General features: G+C 45.0%; 18 protein-coding genes. 6 read left to right on the forward strand and 12 right to left on the reverse strand.

What is annotated here, in order from left to right:
- Positions 1–21 precede the first annotated feature (21 nt).
- A complete protein-coding gene (locus tag ACKTT2_RS47370; RefSeq protein ID WP_407899876.1) occupies positions 22–1059 on the reverse strand; it encodes a GGDEF domain-containing protein in 1038 nt (345 codons plus the stop codon).
- Positions 1060–2154: 1095 nt separating this feature from the next.
- Complete coding sequence (locus tag ACKTT2_RS47375) at positions 2155–2364, reverse strand: heavy-metal-associated domain-containing protein (protein WP_407899878.1); 210 nt, start codon at positions 2362–2364, stop codon at positions 2155–2157.
- Between the two features lie 262 nt (positions 2365–2626).
- Between ACKTT2_RS47375 and alaS the strand changes: the two genes are divergently transcribed.
- The 5 genes from alaS (at position 2627) to ACKTT2_RS47400 (ending at position 8634) form a co-directional block, all read left to right on the forward strand.
- The gene (gene alaS / locus ACKTT2_RS47380) at positions 2627–5278 is read left to right on the forward strand and encodes an alanine--tRNA ligase (RefSeq protein WP_407899880.1); all 2652 of its coding nucleotides are present in this window, start codon (positions 2627–2629) and stop codon (positions 5276–5278) included.
- A gap of 94 nt (positions 5279–5372) precedes the next feature.
- On the forward strand, positions 5373–5633 hold the full coding sequence (locus tag ACKTT2_RS47385; protein ID WP_155748133.1) for a hypothetical protein: 261 nt from the start codon (positions 5373–5375) through the stop codon (positions 5631–5633).
- Positions 5634–5963: 330 nt separating this feature from the next.
- Complete coding sequence (locus tag ACKTT2_RS47390; protein WP_407899882.1) at positions 5964–6344, forward strand: VanZ family protein; 381 nt, start codon at positions 5964–5966, stop codon at positions 6342–6344.
- 81 nt (positions 6345–6425) lie between these two features.
- Entirely contained in the window at positions 6426–6734 is a 309-nt protein-coding gene (locus ACKTT2_RS47395) for a VanZ family protein (RefSeq protein ID WP_407899884.1), read from the forward strand.
- Positions 6735–7098: 364 nt separating this feature from the next.
- Positions 7099–8634, forward strand: coding sequence for a glycosyltransferase (locus ACKTT2_RS47400; RefSeq protein ID WP_407899886.1), 1536 nt, complete (start codon positions 7099–7101; stop codon positions 8632–8634).
- A 43-nt stretch (positions 8635–8677) separates the two neighbouring features.
- On the opposite strand, the gene psb30 is transcribed toward ACKTT2_RS47400, so the two are convergent.
- Positions 8678–8797, reverse strand: a complete 120-nt coding sequence (psb30, locus tag ACKTT2_RS47405) for a photosystem II reaction center protein Ycf12/Psb30 (protein WP_017740085.1) — start codon at positions 8795–8797, stop codon at positions 8678–8680.
- Between the two features lie 129 nt (positions 8798–8926).
- On the opposite strand from psb30, the gene ACKTT2_RS47410 reads away from it, so the two are divergent.
- Positions 8927–9277, forward strand: a complete 351-nt coding sequence (locus ACKTT2_RS47410; RefSeq protein ID WP_407899889.1) for a YkgJ family cysteine cluster protein — start codon at positions 8927–8929, stop codon at positions 9275–9277.
- A gap of 112 nt (positions 9278–9389) precedes the next feature.
- On the opposite strand, the gene ACKTT2_RS47415 is transcribed toward ACKTT2_RS47410, so the two are convergent.
- The 9 genes from ACKTT2_RS47415 to ACKTT2_RS47455 form a co-directional block, all read right to left on the reverse strand.
- Complete coding sequence (locus ACKTT2_RS47415) at positions 9390–12326, reverse strand: NHLP bacteriocin export ABC transporter permease/ATPase subunit (RefSeq protein ID WP_407899891.1); 2937 nt, start codon at positions 12324–12326, stop codon at positions 9390–9392.
- A gap of 20 nt (positions 12327–12346) precedes the next feature.
- Positions 12347–14821, reverse strand: coding sequence for an NHLP family bacteriocin export ABC transporter peptidase/permease/ATPase subunit (locus ACKTT2_RS47420; RefSeq protein WP_407899893.1), 2475 nt, complete (start codon positions 14819–14821; stop codon positions 12347–12349).
- Entirely contained in the window at positions 14808–16253 is a 1446-nt protein-coding gene (locus ACKTT2_RS47425; RefSeq protein WP_407899895.1) for an NHLP bacteriocin system secretion protein, read from the reverse strand. Before ACKTT2_RS47425 ends, ACKTT2_RS47420 begins: the two co-directional genes overlap by 14 nt.
- Positions 16254–16292: 39 nt before the next feature.
- On the reverse strand, positions 16293–16478 hold the full coding sequence (locus tag ACKTT2_RS47430; RefSeq protein ID WP_407899897.1) for a hypothetical protein: 186 nt from the start codon (positions 16476–16478) through the stop codon (positions 16293–16295).
- Between the two features lie 192 nt (positions 16479–16670).
- Entirely contained in the window at positions 16671–16907 is a 237-nt protein-coding gene (locus ACKTT2_RS47435; RefSeq protein ID WP_407899899.1) for a hypothetical protein, read from the reverse strand.
- A 325-nt stretch (positions 16908–17232) separates the two neighbouring features.
- Entirely contained in the window at positions 17233–18312 is a 1080-nt protein-coding gene (locus ACKTT2_RS47440) for a cyclic nucleotide-binding domain-containing protein (RefSeq protein WP_407899901.1), read from the reverse strand.
- A gap of 172 nt (positions 18313–18484) precedes the next feature.
- Positions 18485–19651 carry a DUF7005 family protein gene (locus tag ACKTT2_RS47445; RefSeq protein ID WP_407899903.1) on the reverse strand — a complete coding sequence of 389 codons (1167 nt, stop codon included), beginning with the start codon at positions 19649–19651 and terminating at the stop codon, positions 18485–18487.
- A gap of 31 nt (positions 19652–19682) precedes the next feature.
- The gene (locus tag ACKTT2_RS47450; RefSeq protein WP_407899905.1) at positions 19683–20456 is read right to left on the reverse strand and encodes a MinD/ParA family ATP-binding protein; all 774 of its coding nucleotides are present in this window, start codon (positions 20454–20456) and stop codon (positions 19683–19685) included.
- Positions 20457–20496: 40 nt separating this feature from the next.
- Complete coding sequence (locus ACKTT2_RS47455) at positions 20497–22230, reverse strand: Nif11-like leader peptide family RiPP precursor (RefSeq protein ID WP_407899907.1); 1734 nt, start codon at positions 22228–22230, stop codon at positions 20497–20499.
- Positions 22231–22240: the final 10 nt, after the last annotated feature.

Raw genomic sequence — 22240 nt, forward strand, 5'->3', positions numbered from 1 at the left:
ACAATCAATTAATTATAGGTCTTAGCAGAAAAAAGAAACCTTCTGGCGCTGCTGAGGAACATGATGGAGTGTGTGGCTAATGCAACCCACAACACGATCGCGCCCTGTTGCTTTCGCTGTCAACAAGTGTCGATCTGCACGCTGAAGCAGGCTGACTCCCTTCGCATCGTCTTCTGCTTGTAAACAAGATGTTCCTAAACTAATTGTGGCACTGATAGAAAGTTTGTTGTCGATCGCAAATGGTTCCTTGCTAACTATGGAATTGAGACGGTTGGCTACACTGAATGCTTCATCGCAAGTTGTATTAGGAAGAACTATTACGAATTCTTCTCCACCATAGCGAAATGGAGTATCTTGAAACCGCATATTATGGCGCAAGCGGCTACAGAGTAATTGTAAAAGGCGATCGCCTACCAAATGCCCGTATCTATCATTAACTTTTTTGAAATAGTCTACATCTAAAATAATTAAAGAGAGTGGAGTTTCATAACTACGGGCTTTTTGAATTTGATTGGGCAAATCCCACTCCAATGCACGGCGATTTTTAAGTTCTGTCAGTGAGTCAGCTAGAGCCATGACTGAGAGTAGGTCATTCTTTCTAATGAGTTCTCGATATTTTTGTGCTTTCCGCAAACCTACATTTATATGAGCGAGTAGCAAGCGATGGCTAGCCATTTCTTCTTGTGTTGACTCCTCACCTCTTGTCTCTACAGACCAAATGTAAGCATCTGCTCCTTGTTGTAGTGCCAAAGAAGTTCTCTCCAACTCCCAATCCTCACCACTTGTGTGTTTCCAAGCAAGTATTTGGGGACGATCTTCAATCAAAATACAGTAAATCCAGGATATCTTTGTTTGTTCTTTCAACCAATGACATAATTCCATACTGCCATCCCAACTTGCTTGCACCAGTAAAACATCAGGTGGGGTCGATAAAATATGCGAAGTTGTGCGATCGAAGTTGCTGATGTGTTCTACGCTAAAAGAAGATTCATTTTGAATATACTTTGGAAGTTTAGCGAGAAAGCGATCGCTTCCAAAGAGCAGAATGGAAATGTTCATTGCTTTACGTTTGCCCTACCTGTACCTAAAGGGTTTGTACTTCGTGAAATTATTTCATGCTTCCAGCGATTTGTAATATCTAGTCGAACTCAAATGAGAGAGTGTTAACACATAGATGAATGTTTCACAACATGAATTTTTAATTTTTGACCTCCCATCATATCCGACTTTGATAACTACAATTGCTGTTGTTTCAATTTCTGATACCCAAAATCTTTTGTTAGATTTGTTGTGTTTAACAGTATATTTACGGACAATTTCATCTTATAATATATAAACTCTATTTAATTCTTGAAATAAATTTCAGTAAAAATATTCATCCATGAGTATAAAAAATATTGTATGAGATTGAGTTTGCTAATTTTTTAGCTTTTTCAAGGTAAGATAACCTCAGTAAAGTTTCTATTACTTATTGTACTTCGATAACGACACTTTATAATTTTCCGTATATTTCCGCAAAAACCTTGAGAGTTGATTTGTAAAATCAATCTTAAATCGCCAAACATAAGATATTGTGTAGGTTGGGTTGAGGAACGAAACCCAACATTGAATTAAGAAGATGAGAATTTATAGGATTTTCAGTTGAGTGTAATACAGGAATAAAACATCTTGTGGAACGGGCGAGACGCCCGTTATGTGCGGGCATCTTGCCCGTACCACAAAAATTGTATTGAATCCAAATAAGAACTGCTATATTTTTTGGATATACCATAAAAAAAATATAGCGGACAAGTTACCCATTTTAGAGGATGTTTTAAAAGTGATAACTGAGGTATTCAAAACTCTCGATCCCCCTAAATCCCCCTGAAAAAGGGGGACTTTTAGAATATTTCCCCCCTTTTTAAGGGGAGCCAGCGCTCTGGTGGAGGGTCTCCCGAATTCACAGCGACTGGCGTGGGTTAGGGGGGATCTTAAGACAACGGTAGACTTTACAAACATCCTCTTAGAGATAACCTATCCGCCAAGCAAGTTGGTACAAATAACCTAATAATGAGTTGTAGCTGCGCTTTAGTGCTCAAGCACATTTACAAACTTAAAATTGTGTAACTGACATCTTGTTACACAAGTGGATACTTTCTTGCCAACTGGCATCTATTAGCCATGTTGATAACCTTCAATAGTGTGACCCGCCGCCACAATTGCTTGTTTGATTGATTCTTCCGAAGCTTTGGCTTCCACAGTTACAGTTTTGCCTGGGACATCTACATCTACCTTGGCATCTGGTTCCATAACTTGAATCGTTTCGGTAATGGTTTCTGCACAACCTTGACAGGCGATTGAAGGAACTTTTAATTTTAATGCCATAATTTACCTCTATTGGGAAATTTTGTGTTTTTCTTCTGCTTTAATTCTAAAAACCATGACCGCGCTCACTCATCCTACCAAAGTTATGATTAATTAGGGATTGGGAATTGGGGATTGGGCATTGTTAAACGCAAAATGCAAAAATATACCTAAGAGAGGGTTAAGGATAAAGGATAAAGCATGAAATTTATACTACAATGTAGTATGTGAGTTATGCTTTTGCTTTGACTTCACACTTCATACTTCATATTTGTAAGAGCTTATGTCAGTAAATCCCCAGTACCTCAGCGGTAACGAAATTCGCAAAACATTCCTCGACTTCTATGCTCAACGGGGACACCAGGCTCTTCCAAGTGCCTCTTTAGTACCAGAAGATCCAACCGTGCTGCTGACGATCGCGGGGATGTTACCATTTAAACCTATATTTTTGGGTCAGCGGACACCTGAGTTCAAGCGTGCTACAACTTCTCAAAAATGTATTCGCACCAACGATATCGAAAATGTCGGACGCACCAAACGACACCATACGTTTTTTGAAATGTTGGGAAACTTCAGCTTTGGTGATTATTTTAAAGAACAAGCCATCGCTTGGGGTTGGGAGCTGGTCACAAAGGTGTTTAATTTGCCCCCCGAACGTTTGGTAGTGAGTGTCTTTCGGGAAGATGACGAAGCATTTGCAATCTGGCGCGATAAAATTGGCGTCCCGGAAGCACGAATTCAGCGCTTGGGGGAGGATGATAACTTCTGGAATTCTGGTCCAACAGGTCCGTGCGGTCCTTGTTCGGAATTTTACTACGACTTCCACCCAGAACGTGGCGATGAGAATATCGATTTAGAAGACGACACCCGGTTTATCGAGGTTTACAATCTCGTGTTCATGCAGTATAACCGGGATGCGAACGGTAACTTAACTCCCCTGGCTAACAAGAACATTGACACGGGGATGGGTTTGGAGAGGATGGCTCAAATTCTCCAAGGAGTTCCTAACAACTACGAAACCGATTTGGTTTTCCCTATCATAAAAAAAGCAGCTGAAATTGCTGGTATTGATTACACCAAAGTTGATGAAGAAACCAAAGTTTCTTTGAAGGTGATAGGGGATCACATTCGTGCGATCGTTCACATGATAGCTGATGAGATTCGCGCTTCTAACGTAGGACGGGGTTATGTGTTGCGCCGCCTGATTCGTCGCGCTGTGCGTCACGGGCGATTGGTGGGAATTCAAGGTGAATTTACAACCCAGGTGGCTGAAGTTGCGATCGCTCTTTCTGAAGAAGCTTACCCGAATTTGCGTCAGCGAGAAACAGCAATTAAAGCAGAATTACAAAGAGAAGAGTCTCGCTTCCTCAAAACTTTGGAACGTGGCGAAGAACTGCTTGGGGAAATTATTGCTGAAGTCAAAAGCCAAGGCAAAACTCAAATTAGTGGAGAAAGTGCTTTCACTTTGTACGATACCTATGGTTTCCCTGTAGAACTGACATCTGAAATTGCTGCTGAGAACAACCTCACAGTTGATGAGGCGGGATTCGAGGTGGAAATGGAAAAACAAAAACAACGTGGAAGAGACGCCCACGAAACCATCGACCTCACGGTACAGGGTTCTCTCGACCAACTCGCCGAACATATCCAAGTTACAGAATTTTTGGGTTACACCCAAAGCGCTGCAACATCAAAAGTGGAAGTGTTGTTAGTGGGTGGTGTCTCGCAAGAGGAAGCAGAAGCAGGAACAGAGGTACAAATTGTCCTCGACCAAACCCCATTTTATGCTGAATCGGGGGGACAAATTGGCGATCGCGGTTACATATCTGGTGATGGTGTTCTCGTGACGATTCACGATGTGAAGAAAGAATCTGATTTCTTTGTTCACTTCGGACGCATTGAACGGGGAACTCTCCGGGTAGGAGATGAAGTCATGGCTCAAATCGATCCTGCTTGTCGCCGTCGCGTCCAAGCTAACCATACTGCAACTCATCTTTTACAAGCCGCTTTGAAGAAAGTTGTTGATGAAGGAATCTCGCAAGCAGGTTCGCTAGTATCATTCGACCGATTGCGGTTTGACTTTAACTGTCCGCGTGCTGTCACGCCGGAAGAATTGCAGCAAGTTGAGGAAACAATTAATCTTTGGATTGGTGAAGCTCACTCTGCTAAAGTGGAAGTCCTCCCCTTAGCTGAAGCAAAAGCAAGAGGTGCTGTTGCTATGTTCGGCGAAAAATACGGCGAACAAGTCCGGGTGATTGATTTCCCTGGTGTGTCCATGGAACTGTGCGGCGGGACTCATGTGAGCAATACTGCTGAAATCGGGGTTTTCAAAATTATCTCTGAATCTGGAGTTGCTTCCGGAGTTCGGCGGATTGAAGCAGTATCTGGCGCTTCTATTCTAGAGTACCTGAATGTTCGAGATAAAGTTGTAAAGGATTTGAGCGATCGCTTTAAGGTAAGACCTGAAGAACTACCAGATAGAATTACCATCCTGCAAAACGAACTGAAAACCGCTCAGAAGGAATTAGAAACACTCAAGTCACAGTTGGCAATTGCCAAATCTGATAGCTTATTAGAAAAAGTTGAAACCGTTGGCGAGTTTAAAGTTCTTGTTGCCAAGATGGAAGATGTCGATCCCGAATCTTTGAAAACAGTAGCCGAACGGTTGCTGCAAAAACTTGGTAACGGTGCTGTGGTTCTGGGTTCTGTTCCAGAAGCAGATAAAGTTAGCTTGGTTGCAGCCTTTAGTTCAGAAGTGAATAAGAAAGGTTTGCAAGCTGGAAAATTTATTGGTGCGATCGCTAAAATTTGTGGTGGTGGTGGTGGTGGGCGTCCCAACCTTGCACAAGCTGGTGGGCGCGATGCTAGTAAATTACCAGAGGCTTTGGAGACAGCAAAAGGTGAGTTGTTGAAATTGTTAGTGGCTAATGGCTAATGGTAGGGTGGGCAATGCCCACCAAAAACACCATATTGGTGGAATAAAATCCAAAATCCAAAATCCAAAATCTAAAATCGTATGGGGGTAAAAAATGGGTCGCTTAAATCCCTTCTCACTACAAATGCAAATTACCCGAATGTTTGAACAGGGACAATCATTATTTGCCATCACTAAAGTGCAGGAATGGTTGAAGGAACGCAATCAAAATCCTGCTGATTTTGATATTCTTTTCCACCAAAAACCTGCACCTCCTGGTTCACAAGAGGTCATGGTGGTTGAAATTGAATTGCGTCGTAAAGATGGCACACCTGTCGATCCTTGGTTACAAGAACAAGCAAATCTTCATGCCTAGAGATTTCACTTAAATTGGGATTTTGTTAGCTATTTTATAAAGTTAATATGAATTTTCCAGATAGAGAGTGTTCCTTTGCGGAATGCTCTTTATTTATTTTGAATTTCTAACTAGTTACATAACTAATAACAACCAACTGAAAAAAGAATACGATATATAGCGGTTATCACTTAAATGAAGTACAGATTTATCCGCTACGGGCTGCTACAGGCTGCGGTTCCATAACTTTTTTATGTATTGCACTCAATTGAAAACCGCTATAATTAATTGAGATTAAATCCAATCGCCGTTTACTCAATCCAAAATCCAAAATCTAAAATAGTATAACCAATGAAAATCAATCGCCCTTTGATTGTTGTACTTTGTTTTTATCTGACACTCTTGGGTTTACTATCTTTTGCGGTCTATACAAAAGTTATTCCATCTCAAGTTACGAAAAGCGCCCCTATAGATTTAATGGGGCATTTCATTTTAATAGGATTTATTTCTTATATAGCGCATTTATCTATAAAGAAATATAATTTTAGATTTTTTCAAGTTTCCTTACCTATTGCACCAATAATAATTTTCTTTTTTTGTAGTATAGATGAAATTACAGAAAAATTTATATGGCGTGCAGGGATCGATGAGTTCGATCTTCTAGCCGATTTATGCGGCATCATCTTTTTTACCTGGTTGGCGGAACGTAAAAACTTGAAAAACACTCACTAAAAAATGTTGTCAAACCACTTTTGGATTTTTGCTTTTTGGTTTTATCTTGGCATCTTGCTATCAATATGTATTTCAGCTTACATGAGAATTATTCCAACTGAAATAGCACAATTTCCTTACTATGATACAATATTGCATTTCTTTTTAATAGGTATGGCAGCATATTTAGGGCATTTGGCTTTAGAAAAACGTCAATTTCAAATTTTGAATTTTTTTGTGCCAATGGCTCCTCTTGTAGTTAGTTGTTTTACAATCAGTGAAGAGTTTCTACAAAAATTATCACCATATCGTAGTTTTGATTTGGTAGATTTAGCAGCTGATTTTTGCGGTATCATTTTATTTACCTGGTTGGCAGAAATGACTCAGGTGAAAAAGTCTTCTAAAGGATGATAGTAGGGGGGCAAGAAAAGGAATCCTCTACAGAGACCGAAAGCGAAAATTTGTAAAACGTACAAACAATCCGTAATGGTCACTGGTCACTGGTTACTGCTCACTGTTTATGTCATCGGATATATGGTAAGTCAGCCCGATTAGCGATTAACTTAAGTATTAGGAAAAAATGCATGAATCGGCTGAATGTACGTTGCAGAAAATCTGTGAAAGCCTTTGGGCTAACTTTTTGATGGCGCTCGCATACAGTCTCTGTGCTTGAGTTCCTCAGTCAAGTCAAGTCAAGGTAAACTTGTCAAGCTGTTATGTTGCAGCGTTTAGGCGGAAATCTAGGTGGAAATCAACTTGTATTAGGAAGTGGGCAATGCATATTGGATTTCTCAACCCTCAGGGCAACTTTGATTCAGGCAACAGTCACATAGCAGAACATGTAGATTTTGGCGGTCAGCTAGTCTACATTAGGCAAGTTGCGATCGCAATGGCTGGAAAAGGTCATAAAGTTGATATTATCACCCGTCAAATTATCGATCCGAATTGGCCGGAGTTTGGCGAAACGTTTGATTATTATCCAGATATTGATAACGTCCGCATCATTCGGTTACCAGCAGGACCGAATGAATTCTTGCCTAAAGAGTTTTTGTGGCCTCATTTAGTCAAAGATTGGGTACCCAACATTCTAAAATTCTATCAGCAGGAAGGTGGGTTCCCCGATGTTATGACTGCCCACTACGGTGATGGAGGACTCAGCGCCGTTCTTATTGAAGAGAAGACAGGAATACCTTTCACCTTTACCGCTCATTCTCTCGGTGCTCAAAAGATAGATAAATTGGAGGCTACACCAGAGAATTTGGCTCAAATAAACGAGCAATTCAATTTCAAATACCGCATTTTTGCCGAACGTCTGAGCATGAACCGTTCGGCTATGAATATTACCAGTACGCGACAAGAACGCTTTGAACAGTACTCTCATTGCGTGTATAAGGATGCGGTGGATGTAAATGACGACAACCGTTTTGCGGTTATTCCTCCAGGGACTGATTTCTCTATTTTTGGTAAAGATGCGCGTACCGAAAACGAGGAAATTATTTGTAAGTTCCTTCAAGATAGGTTAGCACGAGATATTGCAGAGTCACGTCGGGAATTGCCTGCTATTTTGGCATCGAGTCGATTGGAACTGAAAAAAAATTTATTAGGGTTGGTTCAAGCTTTTGCAATAAGTGAAACCCTTCAAGAACGAGCGAACTTGTTGCTGCTAACAGGAGGGCTAGACGATCCTCTGCGAGAAGCAGCTAGCGACGAAATGACTGAAACTGAGGTGTTAGCTCCTATTCGGAAGGTGGTTGAGGAAAATAATTTGTGGGGAAAAATTGGTGCTTTTGGCTTGCCTATTTCTTCACAGGAGTCTCTTGCTGCGGCTTATCGGTTTATGGCTAAAAGGCGATCGGTGTTTGCCCTCACTGCACTCTACGAACCCTTTGGTTTGGCTCCTTTAGAAGCAGCAGCAGCAGGGTTACCAGTAGTCGCAACTCAAAACGGCGGTCCCAGCGAGAGCTTGCAACAGGGCGATCGCGAATATGGCGTACTTGTCGATCCAGAAGACCCGGCTGATATTGCCCGTGGTTTGGAGCGGTTGTTATGCGATCCTCAAGAGTGGGAGCATTTTGCTGTTGTCGGTCAGCGACGAGTCAGAAGGAATTACACTTGGGATACGACTGCCCAAAACTATTTGACCTTAATAGAGCAGATTGTGTCTTCACCCAAAGCAAAGCCTCAAGTTGAATTTCTACCAATCCATCCTTACTTCCTGAATCCTGAATCGGAAACTGATGTTTCTGTGGAGGAATTAAGTATCCTCTACTTTGGTTGTTATCAACCAGCACTGACTCCATTGAGCGTGTAAGGCGAAAGCCCCCGTGCGTGACTCCGGGGGTCAGTTTACTTTATTAAAGGTTACCGTTGCGAAATGCTAGAACGAAAATTACTGCAGGACCGGCTAACATAATAAGTGCAACAGATGTCAGCTGGAAAATCACTTCCCAGTTAATATTGGCTAACGCTTCCATTTTTCCTCCCAATTGACCTAAGAGATTAAATACAGTTGTAATACTTGCAAACGATCATATCTGGCATTTGGCGGTAGACTTTAAGTAACTTAACAAAAGTATAAGAAATAAAAAATAAAGGTTTTAACAGTGGCAACTTGGCAATGTGTAAAGCAATGTGGAGCGTGCTGTCATCTCGACCCGTCAGAGCGCCCAGACTTACATGAGTATCTATCACCTGAAGAATTGGAACTTTACCTGAGTATGGTAAGTGAAGATGGGTGGTGTATGAATTACGACAAAGAGAATCGGGAGTGCCGTATCTACCTAAATCGCCCGCGCTTCTGTCGAGTGGAAACAGAGGTGTTTCAAGATATGTACGGTATAGAACCAGAAGAATTAAACGATTTTGCCATAGGATGCTGTCGTCAGCAAATAGAGGGAGTTTATGGCGATCGCAGTTTAGAAATGTTACGTTTCGACCAAGCTGTTGGTTTCTAGCGGTGATATGGCGGTTCTCACTTGGGTGCAATACACAAAAAATGGAACCGCACCCTTCACGCGGATACACACGGATGAAGCCGTACCTCATTCGGATGAAAATCGCTATAAGTCAAGCCATTTGTCGAGCCATCAACTGGGCAAACATTCCTTCCTGAGAAGCTAATTTGTCAAAACTACCCTGTTGGACAACTCTACCCGATCGGAGTACATAGATACGATTAGCATTGCGGATAGTACTGAGACGGTGGGCAATGACTAAGCGAGTCACTTGCATTTTGTCTAAGCTTTCACTAACGATTGCCTGAGTTCTGTTATCTAAAGCACTGGTAGCTTCATCAAATAGCAAAATCCGGGGTTTTAATACCAAAGCACGGGCAATCAGCAGGCGTTGCCTTTGTCCCCCAGAGAGATTGCCACCTCCTTCACTGATGACCGTATGCATTTGCATGGGCATAGCAGCAACATCGTCAGCAAATCCAGACATTCGGGCTGCTTCCCAGGCTTCATCAAGTGTAACCCTAGCACCGCTGGCGATGTTGTCGAAAATGGAAGCTGACGTAATCCTACCAGCTTGCAGAACGACACCCAACTGCCGACGTACTGCGTCAACATCCAATCCAGACAAATCTTGACCATCGTAATAAACGGTGCCATCTTCGGGAGTTTCAAACCCCAGTAGCAATCTAAATATAGTAGATTTACCGCTACCGGAGCCGCCTACAAGTGCAATAAACTCCCCAGGCTGTGCATATAGGCTTACATCATCTAGTATCAGGGGTCCATCGTGTCGGTAGCGGAATGCGATACGATCCACAACTATTCTGCCTTTGAGCTTACCAGGGTCTGCTTTGGTAAGATCCACTTCCGGTATATTCTCTAGAATTGGCTGAGCGCGTTTCCACTGGGGGACGACTTGCAAAGTGTTAGTTACTGTATTGCTTACGTCTGTGGCACCTTTGATAAAGGTACCAAATGCACTGTTAAAAGCCAGGAAAGTGCCAACGGTCAGTCCAATACCGCCTGTAGTTTGAGCCTCCTGAAGCAACTGAATAGTAAACCAAAAGAGGACTCCAGAAGTCAGCGTGGGCATCACTGTATTGAAAAGCGCGACAAAGTCTTCAACGTTCTGCGTGCTAAGTTCTAGTTTTATTTGCCGACTGTAGTTTTTACTCCAAGAGGCGAAACCGCGTTCCTCAGCCCCAGCAACACGCAATTTAGAAATGCCATTTATAAGTTGTACTGTCTGCCCAAAAATATTTCCCTTTACTTCCAGTAGTGGACGAACTTTACGGACGAGGAGTGCGCCAGAGAGTGTGGTGACAGCGATCGCCACTATTGCCACACCAACAGCGACTAGTGCCAATTTCCAGCTGTAATAAAACAAAAGCGCTAAGTTCAGTAATGAGAACAAACCAGTGATGAGAGTGATTAGGGTTGTGCCACTGAGTTGACGACGAATTGTACTAATCGATGTAACGCGGGACTGAAGGTCACCTGTGGTATACTGGCGGAAAAAGGATACTGGCAGGTTCAGCAGCCGATCCCACACAGCGGCTTGGGTAGAGGCGTCTGAAACAGTTTCCACCCGTAGGAGGGCAAACCCCTGAGCCAGCCGAAATAGTGCTGTCCCGAAGGCAGCAACCAGCAGCCCCAACCCGACTTGCAGCAATAACCCCCGGTCACTATCCGGAATCGCGTTGTCAATCAAAATGGCAGTGGCATGGGGTGTGAGCATCCCTAACAGCGTAGCGGCAATGCCAGTCAAAAAAATGACAAGCAGATCCCGACCGCGATTCTTGAGCGCGAACCGAAATAGATCCCCAGCTTTGAGGACTTTATCGGGCAGAGACCGATAAAACATATAAGCAACCGGAGCTAGTGTCCCTGCATTACGGGCATCCACAGGAACACGGGTTCGTTCGACTGGATCAAAGATTTCGTAGCGAGTAGCAGAAATAGGCAGCAGTGCCACTGGTTGATTGTCCTCTTGGGTGTACGCCACTAGGGGACCACTGTCCTTCTCCCACCAGTTGTCCCGTAGCAGAACCTGCCGCATTCGTAACCGCGAGGATCGCACAATTGCCTCTAAAGGGTCTTTGACTCGCTGGAGGTTTTCTGACCGAGCAGGAGGACGAATTGTCACACCTAGCGATCTTCCTACAGCACCCGCAACGACTAATAAGGGTGTACCTTCTAGGAAAAAAGTTGCTTCTTGAGTTCCTAATGACGATGCTAGTTCGCCCAAAGCCTCCGCTGTCACCTGACAATTGAGACGTTTGCGATCGCGTAGCCGCTGCTGTTCTTCCTGCGCCTCCTGCTGTTCTAAGAGGTTAATATAGTCAAGGAGTTGAGTATGAAGTAGGGACAGCCCCCCTAGCAGAGTATCCGGGTTCCGAATTGCGCTTGTGGTCTGGGTGGCAAGCTGAACCTGCTCTACGGCTTCTAACCACATTCCGTCGCTGAGGGGAAAAACTCCCACAGCCGGATCTAGAATTAGTTCCTCAAACCCCATCCACCGGACATTTCCTTGCTGAACCTGTACCCAAGCGATCGCCTCTGGTTCGGGTTGGAGAGTTTGACCATCGATTAGGGAAAATCGTGCTTCTCCCTTTGCCCGAACTTGAATCGTTGGTGTAGCGATGTGGGATAGTACAGCGTCGATTTGCTGGAGCCAGTTCTCTACCAAAGCAACCACTTTGCCATTTGAAGGGGCGACTAACTTTCTAAAGCATTCCCGATCTACCTTCAGCAGTTCTGTCTCCCCAATCGGTACTGCCAAGAGTCGGCGGTGGCGATCGCCATGTAGAGACGCGAGATCTTGCGTCTCTATAGCAGCGGTTCCAAACAGTGCCTCTTCAGGATCGCAACTGAACAGATAACGGCGAGTCCCTTCTATAACGCCATTTTCAACTGTAACGGCAAACAACGCTACAGAGCCGGACTGAACCACCCAAACGGTCTGGGGGTCGTCCAGCAGTATTGGCTCATTACCTTTAACGCTGCACAGTTGTCCTTGTAAATCTGTGATACTAACTTGGTTGACCATATTTAAACTCCCGGAAGCGCTTAACTTTCACTGTGTATCAAGCGCGAGTACACCCCTTCCACTTGCCTCAATTCTTGGTGAGTTCCTCGTTGCACTACCTTTCCGCGTTCGAGGACGATGATTTCATCACAGTCTCGGATCGTGCTTAAGCGGTGTGCGACAATAATGCAAGTACACCCCCGTCGCCGCAGATTCTGGTCAATGATTTTTTCCGTCTCTGTGTCCAAGGCGCTGGTGGCTTCATCCATGAGGAGGATGGAGGGGTTGTTCACCAAAGAGCGGGCTATTTCTAGGCGCTGTCGCTGTCCTCCACTTAAGTTGGTAGCACCTTCGAGAAGGGACGCATCAAATCCCCCAGACATTGAGAGAACCACATCATCAATAGCAGCATCGCGGCAAGCCCGCACCAAGCTTTTATCTGATACCGTGGTATCCCATAAAGTCAAATTGTCCCTAACAGTTCCGCCGAACATCGAAATCTCCTGCTCTACCATAGCGACGGAATTAGTTAGTACTGATTGCGGAATCTGCTTTCTGAGTATACCATCAAAGTGAAGTTCTCCCTCCCAAGGTTCGTAGAGTCCGCTTACCAGTTTGGCTATGGTAGACTTGCCAGAGCCGCTCCCGCCTACCAGAGCTACTCGTTGTCCGGGCTTGACCGAGAGGCTAAAGTTTTCAATCAGGGGAGGCTCTAGGCGGCTATAGCCAAATGTGATGTTCTCCAGCTCGACGTACCCCTGTAGACGGGAAAGAGGAGGGGGAGAGGGGGAGTGAGGGAGTGAGGGAGTGAGGGAGTGAGGGAGTGAGGGAGGAATCTTTACTTCTGCCTTCTGCCTTCTGCCTTCTGCCTTTTGACTACTAACTACTGACTCCTGACTACTAAACGGCAGTTGCATCAAGTCGGGAGACCCGCCCACCGCACTGGCGACTCCTAACTCCTGACTTTTAAGTTCTAACTCCTGAGTTCTAACTCCTGACTCCTGAGTTCTAACTTCTGACTTCTGATTCCTGACTTCTGACTCCTGAGTCCTGACTCCTTGTGAATCTACCGGGTTGTCCAGCACATCATCCAGGCGAATCAAATTGCCCTCCATTTCTTGAAGGGTACTGCCGAAGCTGACGAGATTGTTGACAGGCAGCAAAAAACTCTGCATCAGTCCTTGAAAAGCTATGAGCATCCCGATGCTGAGATGCCCATCCATTACCCGTAAACCGCCAACAACCAATAAAGCCATAGATGAGAGCGAAGACAAAAGCGTGGGTAATACTGAGAACGTCTGGTTTGTCACCCCCAATTCCTGCTGCGAATTAATTGCCTTGGCGTAGTAACCTGACCACCGGGAAAAGAAATCTGACTCTAACCCAGATGCCTTGATGGTTTCTATACTTTGAAGAGCGGCTATGGATGCCCCAGCAGCTTTGCCATACTCTTGGATTAATCGCTGATTAGCATCTACGCGCTGACGGGAGATCCACTGCAAGGTTAAGACATTGACCGCAGCAAAGCTAATTACAACCAAAGTTAGTACCAAGTCATATTGGAGCATGATTAGCGCGTAAAAAATGACCATCACCGCATCAATGACTGTAGTTGCCAACTTCCCGGAAAGAACATCAGCAACTTGGTCGTTGAGACTGGTGCGATTACTGATTTCTCCCGCAAATCGTTGGGCGTAAAAACCAACGGGTAGACGCAAGATGTGCCACAAAAAGCGGCTGGACATCGCTACAGACAGCTTGACTTTCAGACGTCGCAGATAGCGCAACCGCAGCAGTGTTAGTAATCCTTGGAGCACCGTTGCGATCGCCATTGCCAAAAGCAAAGGACGCAGCCAATGTTGCCGTCCCTGAACCAGAATTTCGTCTACAAATACTTGGCTGAACACGGGTACCGTTAGGCCGACAAGTGTCAACAAAAATCCCGCCAGCAAGCAGTAGATTAGGACACCAGTAGCACCCTGTAGCCGTTCCCATAGGGATAGAATTAGGCTGGGTTTACGACCCCCTTTTTCAAACTCCGGACCTGGTTCTATGACCAGCACCACTCCGGTATACCCCTCGTCAAATTCCTGTCGAGATACCTTTCGCGGTCCAGAGGCGGGGTCATTAAGATAGACGACATCATTGCTAAATCCCTCCGTTACTAGGAAGTGGTTGAAGTTCCAGAACACAATATAGGGAGGGCGCAACTCTGAAAGTTGATCCAGTTCCTTTTTAAAGCCTTTGGCCTCCATTCCGTAGGCTCTGGCAGCTTTCAACACGTTAGAAGCTTTGCTGCCATCGCGAGAGACTCCGCACTCTCGACGCAGTTCTGGCAGCGGCACAATTCTTCCGTAGTAACTCAGTATAATTCCCAGAGCTGCGGCACCACATTCCACTGCCTCCATTTGCAAAAGCGTGGGAGTCTTTACCCGCTTGCCTTGATTTTGCAGCAGATTTTGCAGGTACTGCAAAGGATTAATAGATTTCAATAAATAAGTATTAATAGATACCACTGACCGACCTCAGAATAGGTAAAACAAACGTGATTGGAGCTCGCTCTTCCACGTTGACTCGAACAACTGTAGTAGTTCCAGAAGAGATTTTTAATTGCGGTCCGGTAGAAGAAGACCACTTGTAGCCACTGAATGTGGTATAATCCGGCTTGAGGTCAGCGAATACTTGCATAACTCCTTCCTGTTTCTCACCTACCAGACCTGTCACCACTTCTGAATTACCCACCACACTAGCGGCGGCTTCCCTTGTAATTGGAAAGGGTGAGACAGTGGTGATAGTACCCACTATGCCGCCAAAGCGCTCCCGCTTCACGGTTTGGGGCGTAATTTGGATCGTCATACCCGGTTGAATTTTCTTGCCCTCCCCAACCGGAAAATAGGTTATACCAACCATTTTGCTGGATTGATTTTCCGCATCTATGCTCCCCAGACGGGTTCCTGCATCGACAACCTGCCCAGGAGTCACAGTGATTTCTAGAACCCGTCCGTTGTGTTGACTAATAATTTGGCTGTTAGTGCCTAATTGCTGTTCCAGTTTCGCAATCTCTCGCTTGACTTCTTGAATCTCGTTTTTCCGGGTAGTTAAAGTTTGCAGGTCTTCTTGAGCTACACTAGCTTCTTTAGTGTTTTGTTCTTGCAACTGGGCTTGGATGTTTTTAATTTCGTTCAGGTTCGAGAGGTATTGCCGTTGTGCATCTGCTTCCTTAACGTCTAGTTGCTTCAGCTGAGATTCAGCTTCATTAATGCTTGCGCGAGCATCTTCGTATTGCTGCCGCGCCTCTAGCACCGTATCATCGGGAACCGCTCCCTCTTTAAATAGCATCTGGCGGTTGTCCAATCTCTTTTTATGGGTAGGAAGCAGCCCTTGGAGTGTTTTCAAGCGCTGTTGTAGGCTCTGGCGCTCGCGCCCTATTGACACAAGCCCTTTTTCCCTCAGCATTGGTGTTAAATCCTGCACGATCTTTAGCCTTTGCTGAAGATTCTGACGTTGTTCTTGGAATGCCTTTTTGTCAAGCTGCTGACGCTGCACTTGAAGCGAGTTAGCGTTGCGATCCTGCTCCTCTAGTTGGACTAGTTTGGCACGCGCTAGTTGTAGCTGCTTGCGTAGATCTACCTGGTCAACCGTTGCCAGTACGTCTCCCTTCTTGACCGTATCCCCAGCATTAATATTCAGAGCTATTAACTGCCCTGCGCTTTTTGACTGCAATGGCACAACTTGTCGCGGATAAATCAGTACTCCTCGACCCTCAACGGTGATGGGAATGCGTCCATAAATACTCCAGATCGCAGCCACCACCACCAAGGAGCCCAAGGCGGTTAAAGGCAGCCAGCTCTTGGGACTGACCACCTGCATGAGCTGGTCTAGTCTTTCAGGAGAAGATAAACGCTCCAGTGATTCTTTTCGGAATAGGTTTTGCTTTTGTTCAACCATTGATCCTCACTTTAGTGTCACAAAAATTGGGGAAAACCCTCACTTCCGAAACCAAGCGATTAATTCCATCAAAGCTGTAAATACCACGCCACCCACTGATGCATCCAGAAATGCTCGAATAAGTGGCGTTCCCTGAAGCTTTAGCACAATAACGAGAGCTATTGTGAAAATTACAAACCTTAAGGCAGCTTGAGTAAATTTGTTTGTCTTAGATTGCTTCAGCATCTCAAATTATCGTAGGTTTAGAGTTTACATTGAGAGTAAAGAAAGCTGTTAAGCAGATACCTTATATCATGTCCGGTTAATTACGCACAATTACCGCAGAACCCCACCCCCAATCCCTCTACCACGTGGTGGAGGGATGCCGGAGGCGGGGAGGGGTGCTTTGATTATGAGCAAGAGGAGAGCCGTAAATTATTACGGCTCAGGTAAGAAACCTCCAACTGCGATACCGCCAGCAGCACCAGCTTTAGCACCGTCTAAAGTCCCAGTTGTAATAAAGCCTACAGCACCTCCAACAGCACCACCTAAGGCTGCACCAATAATTCCTCCTCCGGCAACTGCGTCTTCCTCTTCAGCACTTAGCTCATCTTCAACTTGAGCTTCAGCTTGCTCTTGGGAAAGTGGCAAGTTTTTTTCTTCAATGTTTTCCATGATTCTTTCTCCTTGTGTTTAACTTGCAGGCTTTATGATATTTTCCGGATAATTATTTCCTGCCTCTCATTCATACCTGCTATATTTAATAGCTTAAGGAGTAAAACATTTGATAACAATCCACTTTTTTTTGATAAAACTAGTATTTTTTTTGATTTTAATTTTACACTATTTTTTGTTTTGACTAATGATTTTGTAGCTAAATAAATCTCATTAATAAGTTGCTGGACACGAATAATATTGAAAATTATCATGGTAAAGACTGCAAATAAAAAAATAGATGTTAAGCTAAAACCTAACACCTTACACTCTATGTCGAAGAAAGTTAAATTCCTCTTAGACGGCTCAAGATCCAATCAAATCTAGTTCCAGCCAATGCCATGCTATCTAAAACGTTAGAATCCAGTTCATCCTCATATTCAACATTTCCATTCAGTGGCTGACCTTTGCTATAAACGCGCCTGCCATAACCAAGTCTACTGAACATTGCCTGTAGTCGATTTGAAAGCAAAGTGGCAATCACGCGATAAAAGCGAGAAGCAAAGCCGACATCCTGTTGTAATTTTGCGGCTAATTGCTGTCGCTTAATTGACAACACAAGCGAGTTTTCAGTAGCCCTAACAGTTGCAGAAGGCAGGCGCTCGCCGATGAAAGGAGTTTCTCCTACGATTTCACCCCTCGATAATCTCGCTATCTCTTTGCCTGAATCACTACCCTCTAAAGCTGCAAAGGCACGGGTTAAGGGATTATACTTATCCTCAGAAACAGAAACTGACATTGTTCCACTCAGTAGAACAAACAGCGAATCCACAGGTCCTCCTTCACGTATAATTACGGTGTTAGCGGCAATTTTTTGGCGACTACCTGTAGCAATCATCCAATCAATGTCACTATCATTTAATTCGCCCAAAACAAACAGCATATCTCTGAGTGTCTGGCTGGAAACAAGTTTACTACGACCAAGCTGACTAATTCTGTCAGAAAGCAGAATGGCGATCGCTCGATAAAATCGCGCACCAAAACCGACATCCTGCTGCAATTTTGCCGCCAATTTTTGCTTTGGAATCGACATCACCAGCGACTTTTCCACAGCCTCAATCGTGGTAGCGGTGGAGCGGACATTGACAAAGGGAATTTCTCCCACAACATCACCACTTGATAACCTAGCAATTTCCCGACCTAAGATTTCATCGCCCTCTATAGCTGCAAAAGCACGATCCAGAGGATTGTTACTAGCTTGAGAGACGGTAACTGTCAAGGTTCCATCCAGTATGATATGTAAGGTATCAAGGGTTTTTCCTTCCCGGACAACTACAGTGTTAGCAGGTATCTCCTTGCGATGACCCGTAGCGACCATCCATTCGATGTCGCTATTACTTAATTCCTGCAGTAAAATCTCTTTCATAATTTATACCTTTATTGTTTCTCTCGTTCCCAGGCTCCAGCCTGGAAATGCCTACCCAAAGGCTCTGCCTCTGGTATATTATTGGAGGTAGAGCCTCCAGAATGCGTTCCCACGCGGAGCGTAGGAACGAGAAGAAAGTGCATGTATTGTGTAAAAAAAACACAATTAAAATTTACATACAAAAAGTTGTTCGCAATTGTTCTATAGTCGTTTGGATATACAAGCTCGCCTCTAGTGAAGCCAATTCTTCCAATGTTAAATAGGTCAATGCCATCAACATAAAGATTTGACCATTAAGGGTTTTTAATTTGACTGCATACTCAGCATCAAAGCGTTGCAAATTTTCGGCAGCATCCTTCACCAACGCCTGTAAAATCTTAAAAGCTCCATCCGAAAGTGGTGGCTGACCCCGGTAGTTTTGTAGTCTACCCCCCTCACGGTAATCTGGAAAAGACTCCAGTCCCACAAAGCGCAAAAACCAGTCAGCCCGATAATGTCCTATCGCTGCCACAATGCCCCTGTAATCGGCAATCAGTTCGTCGAGCAGATTGTCGCGCATTGAGTCAAACAAGCGGCGCGTGAAGTAGTGGGTACATTCATGTTCCAGCCGAATTGTCAAGGATAGACGCCGCCACTCTGGTTCCGGGAGTCCTATATCATTGGCTGAAACGTCGCTATAAAAACCATCACTTAAAATAATAAACCGATCCTGATACAAATCTTTTTGGGGGATGAGCCGCCCAAACTCCGCAGCCCAACTGGCTTCGGAGCAATTCGCCGGATTTTGCCCTTCCCATTGTTTGCGATACAAGCGAACCCGATCCCAGTTGTTGAAACCAGCGACCATGCATGCTCCCATAGAAGCAGGGACTGGTAGTGGTTCATTCCGCATTGTTAACGCCTGTACCAAAGAAACAAAATCTTCCCGGTTACCAGTGAGCAAAACGGGGATGGCTCCTGCTAAGCTTTGATGTATCATTAACTGGAGTTTCTCAGGTTGCTTCAAAATCAAACTAGTTGCCTGGGGCATAGTATCCACCGGAACACCCTTACGGGTGGCAGAGCGATATGCTGACGTGTGGCTGATACCCTTGAGTATGGGAAACTTTAACTGCACCAGCCGTTGCTTCAGTGCCTCAAATGCTCCTATTTCCCTAGCTGCAACGACGTATTCCTCCCAAGCGGTCACATGAGCTTCGGGTGCAAGCGGAAACTTGACGGGGAGTTTTAAACAACTGCGATCGAAGACGTTTTGATTGTAGGCAAGCAGTTCTTCTATCTCTAAGGCATTAGCACCATAGGACGCAAGTACACTCTTCCGAAATTCCTGTTGGTTCATATAGCGGACCCCAATAAGAAACTTACTTCCCTCAACCCTTTCCAACAATCTGTTTGGCGATTTTTGTCACTGTTTGGGTGAAGGGATGGTCAGAGTAGTGCTGGCAGAATAAACCACCGCTACCTAGCTGAACTATCTCTTCAGAAAGGGGTACAATGCCTGCCACTGGGGTGTTGTAAGTCGTCTCCATCTGTTCCTCTAAGGCATCGAAATCGAAGGTTGGCAGCACCTTGTTCACTACCAACAGCATTTTGGACACCTCCAACTTTCTCGCCACATCCACCGTTACAGCAGTACCCTGGAAATCTTGGCGGTCTGGACGCAGGATGACAACTAATATATCAGAGATAGCGATGGAAAGTAAGGTTTCTTCATTGAGACCTGGGTGAGTATCAATCAAAAGGTAGTCTAAATTCAAATCGTGAATAAGATCCTCAAAGCCATCGTTGAGTCTGCCCACGTCATAACCCTCGCGCAGAACTCGAGAAATTTCCGACGCTTTAATACTAGAGGGAATAAGGTAGAGGCTGCCTGCCACAGCTTTTTCCTCCTCGGCTGCTACAGCGTCACTGACATCGTAGGCAGCATCTTTAATACTACAGCGACCCCATAAGTAGTCATTGAGGGAGCGGTTTATTTTTTCCTCATCTAGACCGAAAATAACGTGAATCCCAGGTGACTGAATATCGGTGTCAATAATACCGACCCTTTGCCCCCCGTATGCAAGAGTAGCAGCTAGGTTAGCAGTCAGGTTTGATTTGCCAGTTCCACCACGGAATGAGTGAATAGACACAATTTGAGACATAATGCAATACCTTTAAGTATGGAATTGTGTTAAAGCCATTTTATTCAACCACTTTTACTGCTCGTCCCTTGAGCTTTTGCGCCTTCTGCTGCAACTGCTCGAAGTAATCTGGCTCAGTTTCACCAGTTTTTACCGTTCGACCCTTGAGCTTTCGCGCCTTTTTCTGCAACTGCTCGAAGTAATCCGTTTGAGTAATTTCAGCTACCTGACGTGCTTTTTTCGCTTCGTCAATCTCAATGTATAATTCCTTGACTTGCTGTTTGAGCTTTTGCTCTCGCGCCTTCACTTGTTGAGCCATTTGTAGGAAAACGCGCACCAGTTGACCAATGTCGTCCGTCGTGCGAGATACCTCAGTTAACTTTTGAGAATCGAAATCGTCCTGCTCCACTAGTGTTTCCGCTGCCTTGGTAAGAGCACGAATCGGTCTAGCAATGCTTCGCGCCAGGATCAGTGCTATGATTGCGGCGATCGCTCCCACTGCCAATAAGCTGAGGCTATTTTGCCAGATTAAGTGATTTAGGGGATCGTAAAACTTTTCGTTGGGTTTGTTCACCCCCAAAACCCAAGGTTGCACTTCTAAAGGGGCAAAGCCGATCGTCTGGCGCGTTTTCTCCAACGGGGAGTAATAGCTGGTGCGACCGGTATCTTTGGCTCCCACCATTACCGCTGCTAACTCCGGAACGTCAAGGTTTTTAATCTGATTGACATCATCAGGTCGGTCGCTCTCAATCTGCTTGAGTTTTTCTGGTGGTAACTTTGTAAGGCTATGGTAAAGTAGGGACTTATCGGGGTGGCTAATAATTACCCCGTACTGGTCAACCAAGAAGGCATGGCTCTGAGAACCTGCCTGCAGTGCATTCACAATCGACCATATGTCCTCTCCCTTAATCTTTAAAACTGCCACTCCCACAATCTTGCCAGTTTCAGACCGCACAGGGTTAGAGAAGTAGATACCAGGTCGTTTGCTTGTTTTACCAACCAGAATGCTAGAGACGTAAGGGCGTCCCTGGATGCTGGAGCCGAAGTACTTGCGGAAAGCGTAGTTTTGACCAATAAATGTTGGATCGGTAGCAGCTAGGCAACGACCGTTGCTGTCTATGACGTAGACTACATCATAGTCTGGATTAGAGCGAAAGACGTTATCCAGCGTTCGTTGCATGGAGGAGCGGAAAGATTCTTGTTTCTGGGGCGTGGTAGAAGCGAGGAAACCCACCACATCTTTGTCAGTACTTACTTGGACAGCAACGCGCTGGATATCAATAATTAGCTGGTCGAGGCGACTAGCATTACTGGTGGCTAAAAGTTCCAGTTTACGGTACTCGCTGTCCTTTGCATTTTTGAGGCTCTCTTGCAGGTTGTGATAAGTGGTGAAGCTCATCGGTATCAGCGTAACTGAGAGCAGTGCTACCGAGAGTTTAGTCCCGATCGACCAGGTAGGCGGGTAAAATAACCGATGTAAGAGCTTGATTGAGCCGATTGATTGCTTTAAACCCAACCGTACTCTACCGCGTGGCTCTTCGTTGAACGATGCCTGCCCCCCAGCGACAGCTCCAACTCCCCCAGCGATCGCCTCTAGCTGTGCGTCACTGAGTTTACCGTCATCTGACTTTGAGATTTGTGCCTGGGCGACTTCCCATTCTTGCCATGTAAAACTGTAGCCAGCAGCTAGTATAATCTCTTGGCGTCGATCGTCACTGGCTGCTCGGAGTTGCTTTTGAAAGGCTTCATCCGTCGCTACTCTCTCATAAAAGGCTTTTGCGCTTTCAACAGACATACATTTTTCC

The sequence above is a fragment of the Scytonema hankhaensis NUACC26 genome (genome assembly GCF_045865695.1).
Lineage (GTDB): Bacteria > Cyanobacteriota > Cyanobacteriia > Cyanobacteriales > Nostocaceae > Scytonema.